This window comes from Streptomyces sp. DvalAA-14, assembly GCF_900091855.1.
Lineage (GTDB): Bacteria > Actinomycetota > Actinomycetes > Streptomycetales > Streptomycetaceae > Actinacidiphila.
This window is the reverse complement of the sequence record NZ_FMCH01000540.1, coordinates 15,367-38,018: the sequence shown is the minus strand read 5'-3', so window position 1 is coordinate 38,018 and position 22,652 is coordinate 15,367. Positions and strand designations below refer to the sequence as shown.

Genomic DNA, 22,652 nt, shown 5'->3' with positions numbered 1-22,652 from the left:
ACCCCGTCGGCGCGTCCGCGATCGGCTACCTGTCCGACCGGCACATCCACGCCACCTGCAGCAAGTAGGCGCCGCCTGGCGGGAGGGGCACGAGATCGGCACCCACTTCAACGGCCACTTCTGCGGTTCCGACGGCGTCGGCCGCTGGTCGCCCGCCGAGTGGCGCAGCGAGATCGACCAGGCGATACGTTTCGTCACCGAATGGAAGACGAACACCGGCTTCACCGACCTGGACCCGCTGCCCTTCGACTACCGCAAGGAGCTGATCGGCGGCCGGGCGCCGTGCCTCGAAGGCCAGACCAACCTGCTGCCGGCGGTCGCCGACCTGGGCTGGAAGTACGACGCCAGCTCACCCGGCGGCCTGCAGATCTGGCCCGGCAAGGTGCAGGGCGGGCGGATCTGGGACTTTCCGCTGCAGTCCATACCCTTCCCCGGACACAGCTTCCAGGTGCTCTCGATGGACTACAACATGATGGCCAACCAGTCGCATGCGAATCCGCTCGGCGACCGCACGAAGTTCGCCGGCTGGCGTGCCCAGGCCCGCGACGCCTACCTCGCGGGTTTCACCCGGGCGTACGAGACCAACCGGGCGCCCTTCTTCATCGGCAACCACTTCGAGCGCTGGAACGGCGGCATCTACATGGACGCGGTCGAGGAGGCCATCGGGCGCATGGCCGCGTACAAGGACGTGCGCATGGTCTCCTTCCGGCAACTGGTCGAGTGGCTCGAGGTACAGGACCCCGCCGTGCTGAAGACACTGCGCACGCTCAGCCCCGGTCAGTCGCCGCGCGGCGGCTGGGCCGAGTTCCTCGGCGCCGCGGCGCGACCGCAAGCCACGGCCGGCAGCCCGTCCGCCGCCTGAGCGCTCCGGCCGATCTCCGCCGGCTCGGGCGGCGGACGGCGCGCCGCGCCCGCACCCTCAAGGGGGCAGCACGCGATGAGCGCGCCGGGGCCACCACCACGTCACCGGCAACGGCTTTCGCCGGCTCCATCTCACCGGAGAACACCCCGCCGGGCGGGTACTCGCCGGAGAGACCCCCGGCCCCGCCTCGCCGCTGACCGGGCACCAGCTGCGGGCCATCGACGGCATGCACGAGCCGACCCGTGGCCTCCAGCCGCACGTGCCCACTCCCGTGGAGGGCGCCGGGGCAGTTCCGCAGAGAAAGCCGCCCGCGGCCGGGCCCGTTGTTTGATCCCCGCGGGCCGATCCTGATGTGATGCGCAGTGTCCATCGGTGAGGCGGGTCGGGGGAAAGGGCGGGACGGACGTGGTGGCGAGACGATCCCTGGGGCGGCCGTTCGGCTGGCTGTGGGCGGCGTACGCGGTGAGCGCCTACGGGACGGGGCTGGGCTTCGGGGCCCTCCCGCTGATCGCCGTGCTGGCGCTGCACGCCGGCCCCGCCGAGGTGTCCGCGCTGTCGGCGGTCGGGCCCGCGGTGGGCGCGCTGATCGCGGTACCGCTCGCGCCGTGGGTGGAGTTCCGCCGCAAGCGCCCCGTCATGATCGCGATGGACCTGACCCGGTTCGCGGCGATGGCGACGATCCCGGCCGCCTACGCCCTCGGCCGGCTCGGCTTCGTCCAACTGCTGATGGTCTCCGCGGTGGTGGCCGCGGCCAAGATCGCCTTCAACGCGGCCAGCGGCGCCTACCTCAAGGCCCTCGTCCGGCCGGACGACCTGCTCGTGGCCAACGCGCGCTTCGAATCCACCAACTGGAGTTCCATCGCCGTCGGGCCGCCGCTGGGTGGGGCCGCGATCGGGCTGTTCGGGCCGGTCACCACCGTGGTGGCGGACGCGGTCAGCTACCTCTTCTCGGCGCTGGGCATCACCGCCATCCGCGACCGGGAGGAAGCGCCGCGAACCACCGGCGCCGGCCCGGTCCGGGCCGGCGCCCTGCTGGACGGCTGGCGGCACATCCTGGGCGCGCCCGAATTGCGGGCCCTGTACCTGAACCAGATGATGGTCGGCGGCCTCATCATGGCCACCGAGCCGCTGCTGGCCGTACTCCTCCTGCGCCAACTCGGCTTCCCACCATGGCAGTACGGCCTCGCCTTCGCCGCCCCCTGCGTCGGCGGACTCATCGGATCCCGCCTCGCCCGGCGGGTCGTGGCCCGCTACGGCCAGCAGAGCGTCCTCCGAACGGCCGGCACCCTGCGCTCGATCTGGCTGATCGGCCTGGTCTTCGTCCGTCCGGGCGTGGTCGGCCTCGGCGTCGTGATCGCCGTCGAACTGGCGATCATCATCAACATGAGCCTGTACAGTCCCGTCCTCGCCACCTACCGGCTCGAACACACCCCCCGGCATCTCATCGCCCGCACCCTGTCGGCCTGGTCCATCGGGCAGCAGGCGTCCATCGCCGTCTTCACCGCGCTCGGCGGTCTGCTGGCCGCCGTCACCGGCCCACGCACCGCTCTCGCCGTCGCGGGCCTGCTCATCCTCACCAGCCCGCTGCTCCTGCCCCGAAGCCGGCTCGCCGCGCCGGTTCCTGACCGTGCACCGGCCCCGATCGACCCGGGCCCCGAACAACCGGTCCCGAGCCGTACCCCGGCGCAGCCGTGATCGCCGCGACACCGGCCCGCCGGTGCGCTGCCGGTTGACCGAGCCGTGCCGCAGCGGCCCTCGGTGGGACGGACGGTGGAATGCTCGCCCACGGCGACCAGGAACTCCACCTGTCCTATTGGCGCGCATCCCGCCGCATTGCTTCGCCATGGTTTCCCGATAGCGTGTCGCCCCCAATCGTCACGCTTTTCGCTGCTAATCTGCAGCCCTCAGAAATCGTCCACGACAATGGAATGCAGCAGCCGAAGGTGAAGGATTTCCTCCGGCCAATACGGGACAGCCCGGCCGAGAGGACAAGGACCATGCACGATTTTTCTCGTCGCGGACTGCTGAAGGCGACGGCGGCGGCCGGGGCCGGCGCGGTCGTCATTCCAGGCGCCGGGGCGGCGGACGCCGCGGCCGCGAGTGCCGCGATCCGCGGGGCCGAAGGCGGCACCTGCGGGCCGGCGGAGTTGACGGGCCGAATCGTCCGACCCAGCGATCCCGGGTACGCGGACGCGAGTCTCGGCTGGGACGAGCTGTTCGTGCACTATCCGCTGGTGATCGTCTACGCGCAGGAGACCCAGGACGTGGTCAACGCCCTGACGTGGGCGCGGCAGCACGATGTCGCGCTGCGGGTACGCAGCGGCGGCCACAGCCTCGAAGGCTGGTCGAACGTCGACAACGGCATCGTGATCGACGTCAGCGAGCTGAAGTCGGCCGATATCGACACCGCGTCGCTCACCGCCACGGTCGGCGCCGGACTCGACCAGCTCGAAGCGGTGACCACGCTCGCGGAGAAGAACCTTGCCGTGACCACCGGAACGGAAGGCACCGTGGGCCTGTCCGGTGCGACGCTCGGCGGCGGCTTCGGCTTCCTCACCCGCTACCTCGGCATGGCCTGCGACAGCCTGATCGGCGCCGAGATCGTGGTCGCGTCGGACGGTGACTGCGCCCAGGTGATCACCGCGGACGCGAAGAACAACGCGGATCTGCTCTGGGCGCTGCGCGGGGCGGGAAACGGCAATTTCGGGATCGTCACCTCGCTGACCTACAAGGTGGCTCCGCTCAGCAGCGTCGCTTATGTGCAGGCGACCTGGGACGGCATCAGCGATCTGCACAGAGTCTTCGACCAGTGGCAGCGCACGGCGCCGGTCGCCGACAACCGCCTCGGAAGCCAGCTGGAAATCCATCGGGGCCAGATCCTGCTTTTCGCGGTTCTCGCGGAAGGAACAGAGGCGGAGGCGAAAAAGCTGCTGGCCCCGATCTTTTCGATCGGCAGCCCCGACGTCACCACCCGGATCGGCAACTGGGGCGATATCTACACGGGATTCCAGATCCCGACCGAGGCCGAGCCGGCGAACTGGAAATTCTTCTCGCAGTTCATCTCCGAGCCGTTCCCGAAGAAGGCGATCAGCGTGATCGCCTCGTTCATGCGGGACGCCCCCACCGACGACAGCAACTTCTTCACCCAGGCATTCGGCGGAGCGGTTCGGCGAGAGCCCCGCGGTGGCACGGCGTTCCCGCACCGCGACGCGCTCTTCTACTCCGAGCCCGGCGCCGGCTGGGGGACTCGCGGAGTGCCGGGCAGCGGCGACGCGCTCACCCCGGTGGCCCAGGCGTGGATCGCCGAGTTCAGCCAGGCGCTGCGGCCCTATGTGAACGGCGCCTACGTCAACGTGCCCAACATCGGAATGCAGGAGTGGGAGACCGCCTACTGGGGCGCCAACTTCGACCGGCTGCGCCAGGTCAAGGCGAAGTACGACCCCAACAACGTCTTCCAGTACGAGCAGAGCATCCCACCCGCGTTCTGCTGACCGGCGGCGCGACGCCTCCCGGCCGCCGCCGCGTGCGGTGAACGGCCGGAATCAGGCGCGGGCGGTGGCCCGATTGCCGTGTGCGGTGTGGGTGCGGGCCACGAGCAGTGCCACGTCGTCCTCCGGTGGGGTCCGGGCCGTCATCCGCGTGATACCGCGGGCGCACAGCTCCTCGAGGTCGGCGAGGTCGCCGGGGGGGTGCTGGAGTGCGGCGATCAGCCGGTCGAGGCCGGCGTCGATGTCCCCCTGCCGGGTTTCGACCAGTCCGTCGGTGAACAGGGCGATCACTGTCCGATCGGGAAGTTCCAGGTCGACGGACTCGTACGGGCCGGCGCCGATCCCGAGCGGCGGGCCCACCGGTGTGTCGGGGATCGCGGCGCGGCCGTCGGGTGTCACCAGGATCGGCGGCGGGTGACCGGCGCGGGCCAGGGTGCACACACCGTTGGCCGGGTCGTACACGGCGTACAGGCAGCTCGCCCCGGTGATCGACGGATGACCGCTGGTGCTCTGGTCGTCCGGCTGCGCGAGCCGGGCGGCGACCTTGTTGAGATTGTCGAGCAGTTCGGCCGGCGGCTGGTCCAGGACGGCAAGCGTGTGGATGGCCGTACGCAGGCGCCCCATACTGGCGGCGGCGTGGATGCCGTGTCCGACGACATCCCCGATGACCAGGGCGACCCGGCCTTCGGGCAGCTCGATGGCGTCCATCAGATCGCCGCCGACTCCTTCGTGCCGGGCGGACGGCAGATAGCGGCTGGCCAGGTCCACCGCGGCCCCGCCCGACAGTTCCTCCGGCAGGATGCTGCGCCGCAGGGTGAGGGCGGCGGTGCGCTCGCGGGTAAAACGGCGGGCGTTGTCCAGGCTCAGCGACGCCTGGACGGCGAGCTCCTCCGCCAGCAGCAGGTCGTTCCGCGAGAAGGGGACGACGTTCTCGTTCCGGGCGAACGAAACGAGGCCGAGGAGGGTGCCACGGGCCTTGAGCGGGACGGTCATCACGGAGTGCATACCGGTGTCACGGATGACCTGCCGGCGGATCGGATCCTGGTCCACCCATGTTCCCGGGCCTGATTCCAGGATCGGGCAGAGATAGGACTGGCCCTCACGCAGCGCGGCGAGGTACGGCGACGCGGGAGGCACATACACCACCTCGCCCACCTTGTAGGGAGCCTCGGGCACGCCCTCGTGGACCGAGGCCATGCCCGCGCGGCGGAAGATGGGAATGCCCAGTTCACCCTGGTCCATGCGTGCCAGCGGTTCCTCGCCCAGGGGCACGGCCTCGGCCAGATCCACCGCGACGTAGTCCGCCAGGGCGGGGACAGCCATGTCGGCGAGCTCCTGGGCGGTGGTCATCACGTCGAGCGTGGTGCCGATGCGCTGGGCGCCCCTGCTGAGCAGGGCCAGCCGTTCCCGCTCCCAGGTGTGGGTGATGTCCAGGGAGACCGAACAGATACCCGGCGGGGTGCCGTCCCTCGGTGCGAGCGGGAACAGCGAGGAGGAGAAGACGACCTCCCGGCCGTCCTCCGGGGACACCCACCGCACGACGTGGTTGCCGACCGGCTCCCTCGTTGCGAGGACTTCCCGCAGCGCCAGCTCCACGGATGTCCTGTCGAAGCCGCGCAGCACACGGGGAACCGATGTCCCGGGGTTCCCCGCGGCGGGCAGGCCCATCAGCTCCTTGGAGGCGCGGTTCAGCCACAGCAGCCGCATGTCGGAGTCCCACACCGCGACCGCGAGCGGCGACCGGTCGAGGAGCCCTGCCTGTCCTTCCCCCGCTTCGTCACCGTCTGCCGTTCCCGTGACGGCGACGAACCAGCAGTCCTCACCGCTCGCGCCGCCGGTGCCGACGATCTCCACCGTGAGACGCAGGACGCCGCCGTCCCGGTGCCTGGCCTCCACCACCGCGCCGGCGCTGTGCCGGCTGCCCCGCTTGCCGACGGCGCCCGGGGCCGAGGACCACGACAGCGTCTGGACCGGCCTCCGCGTGAGCCGTTCCACCGACCGCCCGACAACGTCCTCGGCGCGGTAGCCGAGCAGCCGGCGGCAGCCGTCTCCCCAGGCCAGCACGGTCCCGTCCGACGCGACCAGGGCCACGGCGGGACCGGCGACGCCGGACGCGCTCGCCGTGAAGTCGACGGACGCGTGCCCCGTACCGCCGCCCGCCAGCCCGCGCGCCATCGCGTACCTCCGTGGCCGCCTCTCACCGTCGGCCGACCCTTCGGAATCGGCCATTCCGCCTCTTCCACTCTAACGAGAACGGCGCAACCCACCGAACGCGCGCGGTGACCCGCGCACCGGCCAGGTCCGCGTCCGACGCGGCGCGGCGGCATCCGGCCGAGCGGCCTCCGCGCAGCGTTTGCGGTGGCCGGGCACCTGCCGCACCACTCGTCCGGAAGGGCTCGCCCGTTCTTGTGGTCCTGCGGTGGGCGCTCCGCCGGGCGGGTGACCGAGACCGCGCGGGTCCGGTTTTCTCTGGTGGGATCGGTCGTGCCCGGCCCTGCGCCGGGAACATCCCGATCCGGAAGGTTCCGCGTTGTCCCACAGCCAGCACGACCACACCCGGGTGATCTGCCCACCGGCGGCCGCCACCCTCGGCACCGACAGTCATCGGCCCGGTGACCAGGTGCTGGCTTCGCTGGGTCCGGGCGAGGTGTTCATGATGGGTGACAATCCCGCACTGCCGACGATGCCGGCACGGCCCACGCTGGCCGACTTCTTCCGGCTGCGCCTGGCCCTGGACCCGTTCACCGTGCGGCACATGCTCCAAAGCGCCCGCAGGGCCAGGGAACAAGGCATGGGCGAGAACGTCGTGCTGGCCTGCCTGCTGCACGACATCTCCGTCGCCGGACTGCTGCGCAGCCATCACGGCCACTGGGGAGCGCAACTGGTGGAGCCGTACGTCGACGAGGAAGTCGCATGGGCCATCCGGCAGCACGAGGTGCTGCGGTACTTCCCCGACGACAGCGTCGGCTACGGGTATCCGAAGGCCTACGAAGGCTTTTTCGGAACCGAGTACCAGACACCGGTTCACGCCCGCGAGGCGTACCGCACCGCCCGCCGGCACCGCTGGTACATGTCGGCGCGCATGGTCACCGTCAACGACGTCTACACCTTCGATCCCGACGCCGACACCGAGTTCGCCGAGTTCGAGGACCTCGTGGCCCGCCGCTTCCGCCAGCCGCCACAGGGCCTCGGTTTCGACAACTCTCCCGTCGCCCACATGTGGCGCACCATGATCTGGCCCAACAACTTCCTCTAGCGACAGCGAAGTCCGCTCCTGTCCGGCCGGGCCCCGATCCGTCAGGGCGTCAGCACGATCCTCCCGAACACCTCTCCCGCGTCCATCGCGTGGTGGGCCAGCGCGGCCTGCTCCAGGGGCAGCACCTCGTGCACGACCGTGCGCAGGTCCCCGAGCGCGGCGTCGGCGAACTGGGACGACCGCACGGCACGCCGGTCGGGGCCCGGCACGGTGTCGGTGCTGAGAGTGGCGAACGACAGCGATCTGCGGAAGGCGTCCATCAGCCGCATGCCGAAGTCGGCCGGCGGCTGTCCACCGACCACACCGACCACTACATACCGCCCGTTGGAGTTCAACCTGTCAAGAAACAGGGGAAGCTGGGGACCTCCCACGACATCGATCACCAAGTCGAAGCCCCCCGGTGCGTCCGGGCCGCCCTCGCCGGAGCGGCCGAGGACATGGGTCGCGCCCAGGTCCCGCAGGCGGGCGCCACGTGCCGCCGACGAGGTGGTGACCGCCACCGCGCCCGCGCCGCCCGCGGCGGCGAGCTGGACCGCCGTGATCCCGATGCTGCCCGCCGCACCGCGCACGAGCACCGTCTCGCCGGGTGCGAAACGGGCCCGGTCGAGGGCGAAGTGGGCGACCACGCCGGAGCCGCCGAGAGTCACTGCGTCGGTGCCGGCCAGGCCGTCGGGCAGCGCGAGGACATCCTCGACCGCGGCGACGGCCTGCTCGGCGTATCCACCGGACAGGCCGGTGAACGCCCACACCCGCCGCCCCATCCATGAGGCGTCCACGCCCTCTCCCACCGCGGTGACGCTCCCCGCGACCTCGCTGCCGAGGAGATGGCCCTCCCGGAAGCCGTAGGCGGCCAGTGCTCCTCGGCGGATCACGGCGTCCACGCCGCCCACCCCGATCGCCTCCGTGGCGATCCGCACCTGCCCCGGGGCGGGCACGGGTACGGGCACGTCGGTGACCTCCAGACCGTCGGGGTCTCCGAACGTCCTGATGACGACGGCTTTCATCTCTGCTCCTCGGATCGGGGGATGGGCGGGGCGCGGCACCGCCATCGGACCGTAAGGGACGCCCGCGCCCGTTTGGGTAAAGTGGGAAACGATGACCGGCCATTTGCCTCAGACCGTGCGCTCCGACGCCCGCGACAACCGGGCCCGCATCCTGGACGCCGCCCGCACGGTGTTCGGCGAGGAGGGCCTGACCGCGCCCATGCGCGATGTCGCCCGGCACGCGGACGTCGGCTCCGCCACGCTGTACCGGCACTTCCCGACCAAGCAGACCCTGATCGCAGCCACCTTCGCCGAGCAGCGGCGAGCCTGCCACGCCGCCGTCCACGACGCCCTCACGGACACCGACCCGTGGCACGGATTCCAGCGTCTGGTCGAGCGGATCTGCGAGCTCCACGCGCACAGCCTGGGATTCGCCGACGCCTTCATGACGGCCTTCCCCCAGGCGATGGACTTCGCCGCCGACCGGGAGCGGACGGTGCGCGCGGTCGCCGAGCTGGCCCGCCGTGCCCGGGAGACCGGCCAGCTCCGCCCCGGCTTCGTCGTCGACGACCTGATCCTCATGCTGATGGCCCACCGAGGCATCCAGGACGCACCGCCCTCCGCCCGGGTCACGGCCTCCCGTCGCTTCGCCGCCTACGTGATCGAGGCGTTCCGCGCCGCACCGGAGACGGGAGCACGTACGCCGCTGCCGCCGGCACCGAGCCTGCGCCTCGCGCACTCACCCGACACGCCGTAGGCCCGTCATCACCAGGTCCGCGGCAGGGGGACGGCCGCGGCTGGTCGTGAACGGCGGCCCGTTCTGCGCCGATCAGCGGCCGTCGGCGGGGCCCGGATCAGAGCCGGCCGGCCCCTGGGTCCGGTCGGGCAGACCCGCGGCAATGCGAAGTGCGGTGAACTCCTCGGCGAGAGCGGCCGGCGGGTAGTGAGCGTTGAGACCGCTGGGGTTGGGCACGATCCACACGTGCGCTCCGGCGATGGTCGCGGACTGCGGGCCGGTGCGCGCCTGGCGGAATCCGAATGCTGTGCGGTAGCCGGTCACTCCCAGGAAGGCCAGCCAGGCCGGTCGCAGGATTTCCATCCGGGCAAGGAGGTCCTCGGCTCCCCGCAGGTACTCCTCGCGTGTCAGGTCCGAGGCACGAGCTGTCGCCCTGCGGACGAGGGTGGTCAAGCCGAGTCCCAGGTCCAGCAGGTCACGTTCCTGTTCGGGCCGGAACTGGTGGGGTGTGAATCCCGAGCGGTGCAGGGCCGGCCACATCCGGTTGCCCGGTGTCGAGAAACTGTGGCCGCGCACCGCCGATCGCAGTCCCGGGTTGATACCGACGAAGATGACGTCCAGGCGGTCGCCGACGATGTCGTCCAGCGACGGTCCGGTGCTCGATGTGATGACTGCCCCACGGTGGTTGGAAGGACGTCTGTCGCCGATGACAGATCCGGGTGCACGGGTTTGCACCGTTCAGCTTAGCGACCCGGTCAGGGGCGCCCGCAGGCCGGAACAGCCCGTTCAACGGGTCAGCCGGGCGGGAAGAGCTGGGCGAAGGGCACGGTGGGGCCGCCCGGCCCATTCGCGAAGACCCCGCATTCGTGCTATTGCGGGTCGGCCATTGGCGCTGCGAAGCGCGCAGCGTGTCCTTCCGGCAAAAGTGTTCATAATGGTGTAAGCGGGTTCGGTGACCGCGCGGGGTGACCGGGCCCGAGGGCCCGGGATGTGGCGCGCAGCCCGTTCACCATTCCCCAGCCGTTTGCGAGAACCTCATGAGTCGTCTGTTCACGCCGCTCACGCTTCGCGACACGACCATGCCCAACCGGGTCTGGGTGGCCCCAATGTGCCAGTACAGCTCGGTCGACGGCTACCCGAAGGACTGGCACCTGGTCCACCTCGGCTCGATGGCCCGCGGCGGGGCCGGGCTGGTGATCCAGGAAGCCACCGCCGTGGTTCCGGAGGGCAGGATCACGCCCGCGGACGCCGGTATCTGGGAGGACGGGCAGGCCGCCGCGTACCAGCGGATCACCGACTTCATCCACAGCCAGGGCGCCGTCTCGGGGATCCAGCTCTCGCACGCCGGCCGCAAGGCATCGACCACGCAGCCCTGGCGGGGCCACGACTACGTCGAGCCCGCCGACGGCGGCTGGCAGACGGTGGGCGCCTCCCCGGTGGCGTTCGGCGACTGGCCGGCCCCGAAGGAGCTCAGCGCCGACGAGATCCTCCGCCTGGTCCAGGCGTTCGGAGCCGCGACCCGGCGGGCACTGGCCGCCGGCTTCAAGGTGGTGGAGATCCACGCCGCACACGGCTACCTGCTGCACCAGTTCCTCTCGCCGATCACCAACCACCGCACCGACGAGTACGGCGGGGACCTCGACGGGCGCAGCCGCCTGCTCATCCAGGTCACCGACGCCGTACGGGAGCAGTGGCCGCACGACCGGCCGCTGTTCGTCCGTTTCTCGGCCTCGGACTGGATCGACGGCGGCTGGACGCCGGAGGAGACCGTCGACGTGGCGCGCCGCCTCGTGTCGCACGGTGTCGACCTCATCGACGTCACCAGCGGCGGCCTCGACCTCAGGGCACGCATCGAGGCCGAACCCGGCTACCAGGTGCCGTTCGCCCGTACCGTCCGCGAAGGCTCGGGCCTGCCCGTCTCGGCGGTCGGCCTGATCACCTCGCCGGAGCAGGCCGACCAGATCCTGGTCGACCGCTCCGCGGACGCGATCATGCTGGCCCGCGAACTCCTCCGCAATCCGACCTGGCCCCTGCGCGCCGCCCACATCCTCGGCGACGAGGTGCCCTGGCCGCAGCAGTACGAGCGGGGCCGCTGGCGCCACTGACCGGACCGATGCCACCGGCGACCCGCGGCCGCCTTCGGGCCCGCCGCGGTCGCCGTTCGCCCGCAACGCCTCGCTGTGCGAGCCCCGAGGGCGGCCGTATCGAAGTTGCAAACAATGGCTCGGGTTCTTGCAATGTCCGGTCGTTGACTTGACGTGTCCAGCTGCGGGCGATTGGCTTCCGGCAAACAGAGCTTCCCCGCCCGCCCGGTCACCGCCGGGCGCCCACCCGCACGTCTGTCCGGGTCCGCCCCTGCCCCCCACGGCACGGCGCCCCCTCGAGAGGACACATTCCATGCACCGTCTTCGCACCTGCGCCGCCGGCCTGCTGGCCCTGGGGGTGATCACCGCGCTGTCGGCCCCCACGGCCATCGCCGCAGCGGGCGGATCCCCCCAGCAGGCGCCTGCCCGCTCCGCAGCCGCGGTCCGGCCCGCCGCGAGCACACCCGGGACGCTGTGGTCCACGCAACTGGACTTCGACAACAACGGCACGCCCTGGTCCGAGGCCAGCTTCGCCGCGCTGAAGGCCAAAGGTCTGGACACCGCCGAGATCGACATGCCCTGGAACACGATCGAGCCCTCCCAGGGCACCTTCAACTTCACCGAGCTGGACCAGGAAGTGGCCAACGCCGGCGCGGCCGGCATCCACCTGGTGCCGATCTTCTGGTCCTCCGGCTGGGGCGGCAGCCCCGCGAACTGGGTGACCAGCCGCGAGGTCAGCAGCACCGGCGTGCAGAGCCCGGCCCCGGTCTGGTGGGACCCCACCACCGAGCCCGCCTACCTCACCTACGTGACCGACACCGTCAAGCACATCGCGGGCGCGGCCGGTTACGGCGGCAGCATCCTGGACTACGGCTTCCTGGACGCCCAGTGGGACGACGCGGGCGGCGCGTCGGGCTGGGCGCAGGCGGACATCGACATGTTCCACACCACCTACCTTCCGCAGACCTACGGCACCATCGCCGCGTTCAACACCGCGAACGGGACCGCGTACACGTCCTTCGGCCAGGTGCCCGCGGCCGCGCCCGGCCAGCCGCTGGCCGCCGTCTACCAGAAGTTCCGCGTCTGGAGCGTGCAGACCACCTACGCCGCGCTGACCGCCGACGTGCGGGCGGTGACCAGCACCCCGCTCTACTACTACTTCGGCGGCCACATCGGGAACGCGGTCAACTACGCGAACATCCCGGACATCTTCTTCGCGCTCGCCAAGCAGTACAACGTCACGGTCATCGAGGACGCGGCCGGATCCCCCGGCCTCACGCTCACCTTCGGCAGCCTGGCGCGGGCGTACGGCGTCAAGCTGGCGCAGGAGTGGACGGCCCCGAGCGACAGCACCCAGTTGGCCGCCGAGGCGGTGCGGTGGATCTCCGACTACGGGATCGGGCTGCCCGAAGGCGGGGGCGAGGACTTCTTCATCCACGACGGCACCCAGAAGGACACCGTCGGCTGGCCGATCTACACCGGCTGGGTCAACAACCTGGAAGGGCTCTCCGGCTCCTACCCGCAGCAGCCGGCCGCCGTCTACATCGACTTCTCCCAGGCGTACGGCAACGCCGCCGGCGGCAACCTCGGCAGTCCCGAGGACGCGATCACCAGCCTGTGGGACGGAAACCAGGCGGGCTTCGCCGTCGTCACCAGCCAGGAGGTGAACGCCGGGGTGGTCAAGCTCTCCAACTACAAGGCGGTGTTCCCGGTGAACGGCACCGACGCCAACCTGACCGCCTACCAGAAGGCCGGCGGAACCCTGCTGACCGCCGGCTCCCAGCTGTCCCAGTACGCCCCGCCGTACGCCACCCTCGCCAACAGCGGCGTGCTCCAGGTGGTGCCCACCGTCTCCAGCGCCGGCAACAGCGCGGCGATCACCCTGGCCGATGTCACCTCCGGCACGGCGTACAACAGCAGCATCACCTTCCACTACAACGGCCTCGGCGTGGCGGCGGGCAGCTACCACCTGGTGAACGCCGCCGGTACGGCGGTGCCGCAGCAGGCCGTCTCCGGTGGCCTGTGCGCCGCCGCGAGCCTCCAACCCGCCTCACTGGCCGAATGGCACCTGGTCGCCGGGGCGATCCCGGCCGGCACCGCGGCCCCGGGCAACTGCGCCGCCTCCGTGCCGACGCCCTGCGGAACCCTGACGGCCAATCAGTCCCTCGCCGCCAACCAGTCGCTCTACTCGTGCGACGGCCGGTTCAACCTCATCCTGCAAGGCGACGCCAACCTCGTGCTCTACGAGGGCGGCACGGCGCTGTGGGCCTCCAACACCTCGGGTACGTCGGGCACCCGCGTGATCCTGCAGGGCGACGGCAACCTCGTCCTCTACACCGCCGCCAACTCACCGGTCTGGGCGAGCAACACCTCGGGCAACGCGGGCGCGAAACTGGTCATCGGCAACGACGGCAACGTGGTCATCACCAGTGCGACCGGGGGCACCTTGTGGTCCACCGGTACCGGCGGCCACTGACCGCCCCAGCACGGCAGGGGAGCCGCCCTCCCGGACGGCGGCTCCCCGCTCCGGCCCCGACAACCGCGGCGCCGTTGCGCGGGCGCAGTCGTATCTCGCTGCCGTCTCCCCGGGCCGCGTGCCCGCCCCGGCAGAAGGGGGCGGGCACGCGCGCCCGCGGGTCAGAGCGAGAGGGAGGACTGACTGACCGTCTCGGCGGGCGCGGGCGCGTACACATGGAGGGGCTTGTCGAAGCCGCTGAAGCTGACGGTGCCGCTGCCGGAATCGACGACCTTCAGGGCGTACGGCGTGGCGGAGTCGGCGACGTAGGCGACGACCTTGCCGTGGGAACCGGTCTCGGTGATCGGGATGACCGTCTGCCCGTCCAGTCGGGTCGGCGCGCCCTTCGTCTTGGCGCCGCCGTCGTCCTTCGTGATGTCGCCCATGAACGTCTTCAGGTCGCAGAACTCCTTGAGATCCGGATTGGCGGCGGCGGTTCCCGGTATCTTCAGCCAGCGGCCGTGCAGGGCGTTTCCGAGGGTTGTCCCGTCATTGCCCTGCGACGTCCAGAAGGTCGTGTCGCCCTTCATGTACGTGTACTCCAGGGTGCTGATGATGTGCACGGTCCCGCCGCCCTCTGCCACCGTGGCCAGGCATTTGCCGGACTGCGCCAGCGTGATGTGCAGATGGGCGGATTCCTTCCCGTCCATGGCCGTTCCGTCCGCGGTCGCGCTGGTGAGCGCCGTCATCGCGGCGACGGCTTTGTCGGAGATCTCCTGAGCGCTCAGACCGTCCAGGGGCCCCTTCGGTGCGGTCGTGACGGGCGCCGGCGACGTGGTCACCGCCGCGGTCGACGCCTCGCCGGCCGTGTCCTTGCTGCCGCTACAGCCCGTCAGTACCCCGGCCGCCGTGGCACAGACCAGTGTGGCGGCCAGTATGGTGCGCTTCATCTTCAGGGATCCCTCTCCTCGTAGTAGGCAGATCATAGGGATTACCTGTGAGGTGTCTGTGCCGTCGGGGGCGGGTTGCCGCGTCCAACAGCCCCCCGTACGCCCGCAGTTGCACGAGCGACGAGGTGCCCCACCGGGCGGGCCGGATGAGCCCAACCGCCGGGAAGGTAATCTGACGGCATGACGAGCCGTGCAGGCGTCCGCGTCGATCTCGACGGCATTTTCGATGCCTTGGAGGCCAATGGCTTCGACGAGGTCCGGGTGGAGTTCGCCCCGGATGACGGTGCCGGTGCGGCGGCGGTTGTCGACACGGTGCGTCAGGCGGTGGAGGCGGCCAACGAGGTGGCCAATGAGGCGGCGCCGGACTCCATCTGGGGGTCCTTGCTGACCGCGAGCCTCGCGGGTTTCTCGGTGCGGCTGGGGTCGATGGAGAGTGAGGGGGCGCTGGACATCTGGCTGGCGGCGTTCGGCGGCCGGGTGCGGGCCGGCGGGCTGTCGGGTGAGCTGCGGGCCACGGAGACCATCCGGCTGCCGGATTGGGAATCGCCGGATCCGATGATGACGGCGTACATCGCGCTGGGCGCGTTGACCGCGCTGGACGGTGCCGGTAGGTCGGGCTGGGCCGAGCGCGCGGTGCGCTGGGCGGCCGAGGCCGGAGGAGACGCCTACGTCGGCAGTAGCGGGATGAGTCAGCTCGACGCCACCGGCGAGGTCGCGGTGCACCTGGCGTCCATGCTGCACGTGGCTTTCTCCGGTGCGGTGCTGTACACGGACGCGCTCGCGTCGCGGGCGGCATTGGCTGAGGTGGGCTCGGACGGCCAGGCGATCTATCAGACCCATGATGCTTCCGCGTCCCTGGCTGCTCAGGCCGACCGGGCCCGCGCGGCGATCCTCGCCGAAGCGGCGTACGCGCACTATGCGTTCGTGGCGCCGACGCCGCGCCGGGCGTACCTCTGGGACGCACGCGGCCGGGCCCTGCCGCCGCTGCGGGATCAGATCCCCGCCTATGCACTGCGCATGCACGCGGACCTGTGGAGCCGGTTCGTCCCCGACGTCCACTGCATGCAGCTGCTCACCGACGAACACCTGGCCCGGGTCACGGACCTTTCGCAGTGGACCGTGACGCATGTCGCTCCCGGACGCGCGCTCGTCGAGGCGCGGGATCTGGCCGCGTGGCTCCGTCCCGGCGGACCCGCGCCCTCGGTCGTCGACCAGGCACGTACCGACTTCGGTCGGGCACTGGTGCCCGCCGACGATGTCCGATAGCTGCCGCACACCGCGCTGAGCCTTGATCGCCGCTCGTTTACCCGGCCTGCTCAGTTGCGTCGCCGCGGCGCATGCGTCATCGGGACCAACCGCCTCATCCGTTCGTAGGCAAGATCACCGCCGCGCTGCCGTCGCGGGCGCCGTCGGCCCGGCCCGACCGGAGCATGGGGATCCACGGACCGGACAACAGCCGGCCGGCCGGGCCCGGGCCCTGCTCCACGGGACCTCGGTGGGCGACCCGCATCGCTCGGTCGTGGGCCGGCATCCGACGGAAAAGCGAGGGACAAGCGATGACCGCACCCGGGACGACCGACCGGAGCCGCACCGACCAGGTACACCGCGCGCCGCACCGCCGGTCGTTCACCGCCACCACCCAGCCGCTCACAGTGACCCCTGCCTTCGTCACCCGTGCGGACGCCACCCCCCGTCAGGAGCGGCCCCAGGATGCGGGCTCCGCCATGGACTCCGCCGGGCACGAGGTGGAGCTGCCCGACGTCCACCGCCACGACCTCGCGCTGGAGAGCGACCCGAACCTCGCCTTCGAGCACTTCGACGAGTACTGGCGCAAGGTTCACGGCCCGAAGTTCGCCTACGACGAGCCGGGCAGCACAGCGGAGCTGGTCCTGCGCTACGACCAGGTGCACCGGATCCCGGCCGGCCCCTCCTCGGCCTGGCCACCGCCCTACTCGGCGATGACCGACGGGTCGGGCCGGCTGCTCGGCGATCCCGCCGCGCACGTCCCCGGATACCGTCGGCCGCGCTGGGACGGGCTGGCCTACATCACCTACCGGACCCCCGACGACGTGACCACCACCCTGGACCAGGAGAAGTTCGCCCGGCGCGTCGTCGCCGACGAACGCACCGTCTTCCGCAAGGTCGCGCGCGGCCTGGCCCAGGAACACATCCTCCTGCCCAGCCGCCTGCGCCGGGAGGCGGTCAGTCTGGTGCACATCCTGCAACGCCGCCCCGAACTGCCCCGTCAGGAGTTCCAGCGCCGCTGGTTGACGGAGCATGCCACGGTCATCCTGTCCCAGCCGGCGACCCACACCTACGTCAGGCGCTACGCGCAGCTGCACACGGTGGGCACCACTCAGGACGATCCCGACGCCGCCCTCATGGATGTCATCGACATCATGGGCTTCGCCTGCATGAACGACGTCGAGGACTACCTCACCAGCACGGACTACGAGGCCGTCGCCCACCACCAGCGCAGCCTCACCCTTGACGGTTGCGAGTACTGGACGGGCCTCAACTACACCGTCATCGACCGGCTCATGCCTGAACTGCCCACCGCGGAGCCCAGGTGAGCCGCCCGTCCTCCGCATCGGCCGGGAACGCGGAGCCGGCATCCACGAAGCTTCCTCAAGCCCGCCTGCCGCCTGATCACCCTGCGACAGATCAACTCACGGGGTCGACCGCGGTAAGACCCCACGTCACTGCATGATCAAAGCCGGCACATGGGACGGCGTGCCGACGCAGTAGTAGACCTGCAAGGAGTAGCCACGGCCGACGGTGACCTCGGTGGGGTCGAACAGCCTTCCGTACGGCTGCTCAGGTGGGCGCTCGGCGCCCTCCGCGTATTCGAGAGGGATCCAGCTGGTGCCGCTGTCCCACTCGCTGCTGTCCACGGTGAGCAGCGCGTCAACAGGGCCGGCGCAGTCGGGGCAGCGCAGTTCGTCGGAGTCCGGCTCGGGGGGATCGCGGAAGGTGAAATGGGTGGGCCAGCCACCGGCCTTCCAGCCGGGGACGACGGACAGGTCCTGCCAGTACGTGTCCCGCGACCGCTGCTTGCCCCATGCCAGCAACCGTGCCGCGAGGTCCTCGTCGAGACACTGGTACGGGGGGAACTCCCGCACCGCTTCCGGGTGGAGGACGCACGGCACGGGCACGAGATCCTCGACCGCGACATAGGCCGGCTCCGGCGGCGCGACCAGCACGTCCCGCACCTCCACGCGCCGCCGCCACCTCAGCTGCACGGGGTGGGAATCGCGACTCGACACGTAGGTCGTCGCCCAGAGCACCTGCAGCAGGTCCGTGCCCTCGGGGAAAGCGAGCCCCGGCACGTCACGGGCGTAGAGCTGGGCCAGCGGAATCATCGGCTGCGGCCCGGACGGCAGCGACTCGTGGTCGAGCCCCGCATTGATCCGGCGCAGTGTCTCCCGCTCTTCCTCGGTCAGCACCTCACCCGGCCCGTGGGGCGGTGCGGACGACCGCGCAAGCAGGGCCCGCCGGAGATGGATGTCCCGCAGCGCGTTCGCCTCCCAGTGAGGAATGGGCGCCGTCTCGCACTCCGGCCAGGGCTCGTCCGCCGGCCACAGCAGCGGCCCGCCCACCGAGCTGTCATGGACGGTCGGCTCCCCCGGCACCGGGTGCAACCGGAACGCCGTCCTGGCGAGACCCGTCAGCTCCGGGAACACCCCGGTGATGTCCAACGGGCGCGGCGGTGTCGTACGCGTCATGCCCTTCCCCCTCCTCAGGCCATGGCCGCATCAAAGCACACGCCACCGGCGCTTCCGCCGGTCTGGGCGCCGCGTACGCACAGCGGCTGGCAGACCGCGGCTTCCCCGGGCGGACCAGGGCGGCAGCGGCGCGTCGTGCAACGTCCGGATTGCGGCGCCGGCCGCGGCCCACGCCGCCGGGGACGCGGCCGACGGCTCACCGAGGCGGCCGAGCGCCGTCCCCGGGACCGCAGCGATCGCGAGCACGGGCGGCTTGCGCCACAGGACCTCCGGGGTCGGGACACCCCTTGGGGGGCCGGCGCCGCGTCGGCATGGACGCCGCACCGCGGAGATCCGGCGACTTCTGGTAAAAGAGCTACAGAACCACCACCACGCGCAGCGGAAATGACGACGGTCGAATCGAGACGGACGAACACCGCGCAAACCGGCCGTCCTCTGCTCAACAGGACGTGACAGAAAACGAGGGGACCGATGACGTCGGAGCCGCAGCCGGAGCCGGAGACCGCGGATCCAGGGCCCATTCTCGACGACGAGCAGTGGTCGCGCCTGCTCTCCTACGGTACGGAAGAGGAAACCGAGACCGGGGACATCCTCTTCGCAGCCGGAGACGCAGAGGGGCAGATGATCCTCGTCCAGTCGGGCGGCGTGGAGATCTTCCGCCCGGCGGCGTCCGATACGGAAGAGGCGTTGATCGTCCGCTACGCCGCACGTCAGTTCAGTGGTGAACTCAATCTGCTCACCGGGCAGTCGACATATCTCAGTGCGCGTGTCACCGAGGGAGGAGCGGTCTCCCGGATCGACCCTCCCTCGTTCCGCCGCATGATGGACGAGGACCCCGAACTGTCCGACATCGTCCTGCGTACCCTGCTCGCCCGACGGGAGGTCCTGCGCGCCAACGCGGGGGCGGGCACCCTGGTGATCGTGGGCCGCGATCTCTCGTCCGAGGCCATGGCCCTTCGTACGTACGCAGCCCGCCAGCGGCAGCCGCACACCTGGGTGGCGGTGGGTACCCCGGCAGGGGACTCCGCGGCCAGTGCGGTCGACACCCGGGAAGACGAACTGCCGTTGGTGATCACATCGACAGGTGTCCTGCGCCGGGCGACCCCCGCGATCCTGGCCGAGCACCTCGGCATGTCCTACCGGCCCCGGGACGGAGAGCATCTCGACCTCGTGGTGGTCGGCGCCGGCCCGGCGGGGCTCGCCGCCGCCGTGTACGGGGCGTCGGAGGGGCTGCGGACCCTCGTGCTCGACGCGGTTGCCACCGGCGGGCAGGCCGCGGCCAGTTCGCGCATCGAGAACTACCTGGGCTTCGTCTCCGGCATCAGTGGCGCCGACCTCACCGGCCGCGCCGTGGTGCAGGCCCAGAAGTTCGGAGCCAGGATCGCCAGCCCGTGCACGGTCGCCCGGCTGGACGCGGGTGCAGGCCCGCTGCACATCGTCCTCAAGGACGGCACCGAGATCAGCAGCCGCTCCGTGGTGATCGCGACCGGTGCCACCTACCGGTCGCTGCCGCTGCCGCGGTGGCACGAGTTCGAAGGCGCCGGGATCTTCTATGCCGCCACCGAATTGGAAGCGAAATCCACTGAAGCCCACCCGGTGGCGGTGGTGGGGGGAGCGAACTCGGCGGGCCAGGCCTCCATTTTTCTGGCCGGCCGGGGAAACACCGTGCATTTGGTCATCCGCGGATCCGATATTTTCGCCGGCATGTCCTCCTATCTGGCGGATCGCATCATGAAACATCCGGGAATCACGGTTCACACGTCCACCGACGTGACGGGACTGCACGGCGGGGAAAACCTCCAGGGCCTGACCCTTCGCAGTCGGCGCGACGGCGAGGCGATCACGACAACGGAGGTCGAATGCTGGGGGCTTTTCTGTTTCATCGGAGCCGATCCGGCCACCGAATGGCTCCAGGACATCGCGGTCGACGAGCACGGATTCATCCTCACCGACGTCAATCTCGACGATGCGGCGCTCGGCCCGCGATGGTCGGAGCTCGACCGCCGGCCGCTCCCGTTCGAGACGAACCTGCCGGGTGTGTTCGCCACCGGTGACGTGCGCGCCGGGTCGATGAAGCGGGTGGCCGCCGCGGTCGGCGAAGGCGCAAGCGCGGTCCGCTCCGTCCACATCTCACTGGCTTCGATGATCACATGAGCCAGGACGGTGCCGGTCGGGCGTCGCTGACGAGGAGACGGTGACCATGTCCATCGCGGGGGAACTCGTCACCGAGACACTCGACTACGACGGCGGTCGGCACGTCACGGCGTATGTGCCGCCGAGTGCGCCCGCCGCAGTCGTGTTCGCCGGTGACGGCCAACTGGTGGCGCAGTGGGCCGCGGTTCTGGAGGCGGCAGTCGACGTGCCGCCCACGATGATCGTCGGTGCACACCGGCCGGCCGACGAGACACTGCGGCTCCACGAATACTCACCGGGCTTCGACCCGGAACGGTTCGCGGCGCACGAGGAGTTCTTCGTCAACGACGTCCGCCGATGGGCGCGCTCGCGCTTCGGACTCGCGCTGCCCGCCGAGCGCACCGCGCTGCTCGGTTTCTCCGCCGGTGGGGAACTCGCGCTCGCCGTCGGGCTGCGGCACCCGGAGCTCTACGGTGCGGTCTTCTGCGCATCGCCGGGCGCCGGCTACCGACCTTCCGGCCCACTGCCGATCCCGCTGCCGCGGGCGTATTTCGTCGCCGGCACGCTGGAGCCGTTCTTCCACGAGAACGCGACGCGGTGGGCGGTCGCGCTGCGGGATGCGGGCGGGGACGTCGTGATGACCGAGCGGACCGGATCGCACGGCGACGCCTTCTGGCGGGACGAGATCCCGCTGATGGTGGCCTGGGCCTTCGGGCAGTGAGCGTCGCCGCGCCATCTCACCCCACGGTCTCCCGAGGCGTACGCCCGCGCCTGCGGCCCCCGGCTCTCAGATCACCTTGCGGCGGACGAGCGTGCCGAGCATCAACGCCGCGGGGAGCAGCGGCAGCCAGACCGTGATGATCCGGTAGCCGAGAACGGTGGAGGTCGCGATGCCGACCGGGGAGCCCGCGCTCATGAGGGCGACGACGAGCGCCGCGTCCACCGAACCGAGACCGCCCGGGCTGGGTACGCCCGCGGCCGCGCTCGCGCCGGCCAGATACGCGATGGCGACATGGATCGAGGACACCGGCATGTCGAGCGCCAGCGCGATCACGGCCAGTTCGGTGGCCTGCAGGGCCGGGTACGCCAAGGCGCCGCCCCACAGGGCGAAGGCCCGGGCCGGGCGGGCGTGCACGGACCGCGCGTTGGTCAGCGCGGTGCCCACGAAGGTGCCGATGGTGCCGCGCAGCCGCCGTACGACGAACACCGCGAGCACGGTCGTGCAGATCAGCCCGCCTCCCATGGAGAGAAACAGGAGGGCGGGTTCGTGCGGCAGGACACCATTCAGCCGCAGCGCGTGGGGAAAGGCGACCAGGAGCGTCAGCAGGAGCACGATCCGCGAGGTGCTCTGGGCCACGGAGTACAGCGCGAGTGCGGCCGTGCAGTTGGCCAGCGGCAGCCCGCGGCCCTTGAGGAAGCGCAGGTTCACCGTGTCCGCACCGAGCCCGGCCGGGAGAAGGTGGTTGGCGGCGCTCGCGGCGAATTGCGTGGCGAACAACTGCCGGGCGGGAAGCGGTTCGAGAATCGCCCCCTGGCGGGTGAAGGACACGGTGACCAGGCCGACCCCGGTGAGCGTCAACGCCACCAGCAGCCAGTACGTGTTGGCGCCGAGCAGTCCGCGGCCACCGGAGGCGACGACCTGCCAATGCCGGACCATCCAGAAGGCGACCACGGTGATCGGGACGAGACACGCGATCCGGCGCAGCGGCAGCCGACGTAGAAAGGGTGTCATGAGGGGCGCGCGGAGTAGGGCCATCGGTCGGGGCCGTCCTTGCTCGGTGTGCACCTGCTGGGCAGTACTCTCGTCTTTCCCGGAGCGCTGGACGCTCCGGCGTCGTCCGGCCGACAACTGGCGGGCGGCCCGGTGACCGGGGGGAGATACCACTCCGACCGGTGAGGACGCTGCCGTCGCGGCGGGGCCTTCCCGGCCGGGGACGGCCCCGCCGGAACCGGCCTCGCGGTCGAAATACAGGGAAAAGC

General features: G+C 70.9%; 16 protein-coding genes and 2 pseudogenes. 11 read left to right on the top strand and 7 right to left on the bottom strand.

Translation table 11 applies throughout. The features are described 5' to 3' along the window. From GA0115240_RS29185 to GA0115240_RS29175, 3 genes and pseudogenes are all read left to right on the top strand, one after another. Positions 1-862 (top strand): annotated as a pseudogene (locus GA0115240_RS29185) (hypothetical protein); the annotation flags it as partial. A 405-nt stretch (positions 863-1,267) separates the two neighbouring features. Continuing rightward, complete coding sequence (locus GA0115240_RS29180; protein WP_176725203.1) at positions 1,268-2,557, top strand: MFS transporter; 1,290 nt, start codon at positions 1,268-1,270, stop codon at positions 2,555-2,557. 80 nt (positions 2,558-2,637) lie between these two features. Further along, positions 2,638-4,353, top strand: coding sequence for an FAD-binding oxidoreductase (locus tag GA0115240_RS29175; RefSeq protein ID WP_237555301.1), 1,716 nt, complete (start codon positions 2,638-2,640; stop codon positions 4,351-4,353). 51 nt (positions 4,354-4,404) lie between these two features. Here the strand turns inward: GA0115240_RS29175 and GA0115240_RS29170 are convergent, their stop codons facing one another. Next, entirely contained in the window at positions 4,405-6,525 is a 2,121-nt protein-coding gene (locus tag GA0115240_RS29170) for a SpoIIE family protein phosphatase (protein ID WP_161302545.1), read from the bottom strand. Between the two features lie 355 nt (positions 6,526-6,880). Between GA0115240_RS29170 and GA0115240_RS29165 the strand changes: the two genes are divergently transcribed. Then, entirely contained in the window at positions 6,881-7,606 is a 726-nt protein-coding gene (locus GA0115240_RS29165) for an HD domain-containing protein (RefSeq protein ID WP_093741250.1), read from the top strand. Between the two features lie 41 nt (positions 7,607-7,647). On the opposite strand, the gene GA0115240_RS29160 is transcribed toward GA0115240_RS29165, so the two are convergent. Then, positions 7,648-8,610, bottom strand: a complete 963-nt coding sequence (locus tag GA0115240_RS29160; RefSeq protein WP_093741248.1) for a zinc-binding dehydrogenase — start codon at positions 8,608-8,610, stop codon at positions 7,648-7,650. A 91-nt stretch (positions 8,611-8,701) separates the two neighbouring features. Between GA0115240_RS29160 and GA0115240_RS29155 the strand changes: the two genes are divergently transcribed. Beyond that, complete coding sequence (locus tag GA0115240_RS29155) at positions 8,702-9,346, top strand: TetR/AcrR family transcriptional regulator (RefSeq protein ID WP_176725202.1); 645 nt, start codon at positions 8,702-8,704, stop codon at positions 9,344-9,346. 72 nt (positions 9,347-9,418) lie between these two features. Here the strand turns inward: GA0115240_RS29155 and GA0115240_RS29150 are convergent, their stop codons facing one another. Further along, positions 9,419-9,970 (bottom strand): mismatch-specific DNA-glycosylase, encoded by a 552-nt coding sequence (locus GA0115240_RS29150; protein WP_202451858.1) that lies wholly within the window; start codon positions 9,968-9,970, stop codon positions 9,419-9,421. Positions 9,971-10,362: 392 nt separating this feature from the next. Here GA0115240_RS29150 and GA0115240_RS29145 point away from each other — a divergent pair, with 392 nt between their 5' ends. Together GA0115240_RS29145 and GA0115240_RS29140 are read left to right on the top strand one after the other, a co-directional pair. Next, positions 10,363-11,430 (top strand): NADH:flavin oxidoreductase/NADH oxidase, encoded by a 1,068-nt coding sequence (locus GA0115240_RS29145; RefSeq protein WP_093741246.1) that lies wholly within the window; start codon positions 10,363-10,365, stop codon positions 11,428-11,430. A gap of 292 nt (positions 11,431-11,722) precedes the next feature. Beyond that, on the top strand, positions 11,723-13,885 hold the full coding sequence (locus tag GA0115240_RS29140; protein ID WP_202451857.1) for a beta-galactosidase: 2,163 nt from the start codon (positions 11,723-11,725) through the stop codon (positions 13,883-13,885). Between the two features lie 161 nt (positions 13,886-14,046). On the opposite strand, the gene GA0115240_RS29135 is transcribed toward GA0115240_RS29140, so the two are convergent. Beyond that, the gene (locus GA0115240_RS29135; RefSeq protein ID WP_093741244.1) at positions 14,047-14,814 is read right to left on the bottom strand and encodes a hypothetical protein; all 768 of its coding nucleotides are present in this window, start codon (positions 14,812-14,814) and stop codon (positions 14,047-14,049) included. A 180-nt stretch (positions 14,815-14,994) separates the two neighbouring features. Between GA0115240_RS29135 and GA0115240_RS29130 the strand changes: the two genes are divergently transcribed. Both GA0115240_RS29130 and GA0115240_RS29125 read left to right on the top strand, forming a co-directional pair. Further along, on the top strand, positions 14,995-16,080 hold the full coding sequence (locus tag GA0115240_RS29130) for a hypothetical protein (RefSeq protein WP_093741242.1): 1,086 nt from the start codon (positions 14,995-14,997) through the stop codon (positions 16,078-16,080). Between the two features lie 290 nt (positions 16,081-16,370). Then, entirely contained in the window at positions 16,371-17,387 is a 1,017-nt protein-coding gene (locus GA0115240_RS29125; RefSeq protein WP_161302543.1) for an EthD domain-containing protein, read from the top strand. A 126-nt stretch (positions 17,388-17,513) separates the two neighbouring features. Here GA0115240_RS29125 and GA0115240_RS29120 read toward each other — a convergent pair whose 3' ends face one another. Both GA0115240_RS29120 and GA0115240_RS38785 read right to left on the bottom strand, forming a co-directional pair. After that, positions 17,514-18,539, bottom strand: coding sequence for a hypothetical protein (locus GA0115240_RS29120; RefSeq protein ID WP_202451856.1), 1,026 nt, complete (start codon positions 18,537-18,539; stop codon positions 17,514-17,516). A gap of 90 nt (positions 18,540-18,629) precedes the next feature. Continuing rightward, a pseudogene (locus tag GA0115240_RS38785) lies at positions 18,630-18,821 on the bottom strand (aminoglycoside phosphotransferase family protein); the annotation flags it as partial. Between the two features lie 189 nt (positions 18,822-19,010). Here GA0115240_RS38785 and GA0115240_RS29110 point away from each other — a divergent pair. Next, positions 19,011-20,693 (top strand): FAD-dependent oxidoreductase, encoded by a 1,683-nt coding sequence (locus tag GA0115240_RS29110; RefSeq protein WP_093741238.1) that lies wholly within the window; start codon positions 19,011-19,013, stop codon positions 20,691-20,693. A gap of 46 nt (positions 20,694-20,739) precedes the next feature. Further along, entirely contained in the window at positions 20,740-21,393 is a 654-nt protein-coding gene (locus GA0115240_RS29105) for an alpha/beta hydrolase (protein ID WP_093741236.1), read from the top strand. 66 nt (positions 21,394-21,459) lie between these two features. Here GA0115240_RS29105 and GA0115240_RS29100 read toward each other — a convergent pair whose 3' ends face one another. Further along, positions 21,460-22,428, bottom strand: coding sequence for a lysylphosphatidylglycerol synthase transmembrane domain-containing protein (locus GA0115240_RS29100; protein ID WP_237555300.1), 969 nt, complete (start codon positions 22,426-22,428; stop codon positions 21,460-21,462). Between the last annotated feature and the right edge of the window lie 224 nt (positions 22,429-22,652).

Coding starts and splice junctions, on each gene's coding strand:
- GA0115240_RS29175 (WP_237555301.1), top strand. CDS start 2,638: ATGCTCGCCCACGGCGACCAGGAACTCCACCTGTCCTATTGGCGCGCA.
- GA0115240_RS29170 (WP_161302545.1), bottom strand. CDS start 6,525: ATGGCGCGCGGGCTGGCGGGCGGCGGTACGGGGCACGCGTCCGTCGAC.
- GA0115240_RS29160 (WP_093741248.1), bottom strand. CDS start 8,610: ATGAAAGCCGTCGTCATCAGGACGTTCGGAGACCCCGACGGTCTGGAG.
- GA0115240_RS29155 (WP_176725202.1), top strand. CDS start 8,702: ATGACCGGCCATTTGCCTCAGACCGTGCGCTCCGACGCCCGCGACAAC.
- GA0115240_RS29145 (WP_093741246.1), top strand. CDS start 10,363: ATGAGTCGTCTGTTCACGCCGCTCACGCTTCGCGACACGACCATGCCC.
- GA0115240_RS29140 (WP_202451857.1), top strand. CDS start 11,723: ATGCACCGTCTTCGCACCTGCGCCGCCGGCCTGCTGGCCCTGGGGGTG.
- GA0115240_RS29135 (WP_093741244.1), bottom strand. CDS start 14,814: ATGAAGCGCACCATACTGGCCGCCACACTGGTCTGTGCCACGGCGGCC.
- GA0115240_RS29130 (WP_093741242.1), top strand. CDS start 14,995: ATGACGAGCCGTGCAGGCGTCCGCGTCGATCTCGACGGCATTTTCGAT.
- GA0115240_RS29125 (WP_161302543.1), top strand. CDS start 16,371: ATGACCGCACCCGGGACGACCGACCGGAGCCGCACCGACCAGGTACAC.
- GA0115240_RS29120 (WP_202451856.1), bottom strand. CDS start 18,539: ATGACGCGTACGACACCGCCGCGCCCGTTGGACATCACCGGGGTGTTC.
- GA0115240_RS29110 (WP_093741238.1), top strand. CDS start 19,011: ATGACGTCGGAGCCGCAGCCGGAGCCGGAGACCGCGGATCCAGGGCCC.
- GA0115240_RS29105 (WP_093741236.1), top strand. CDS start 20,740: ATGTCCATCGCGGGGGAACTCGTCACCGAGACACTCGACTACGACGGC.
- GA0115240_RS29100 (WP_237555300.1), bottom strand. CDS start 22,428: ATGGCCCTACTCCGCGCGCCCCTCATGACACCCTTTCTACGTCGGCTG.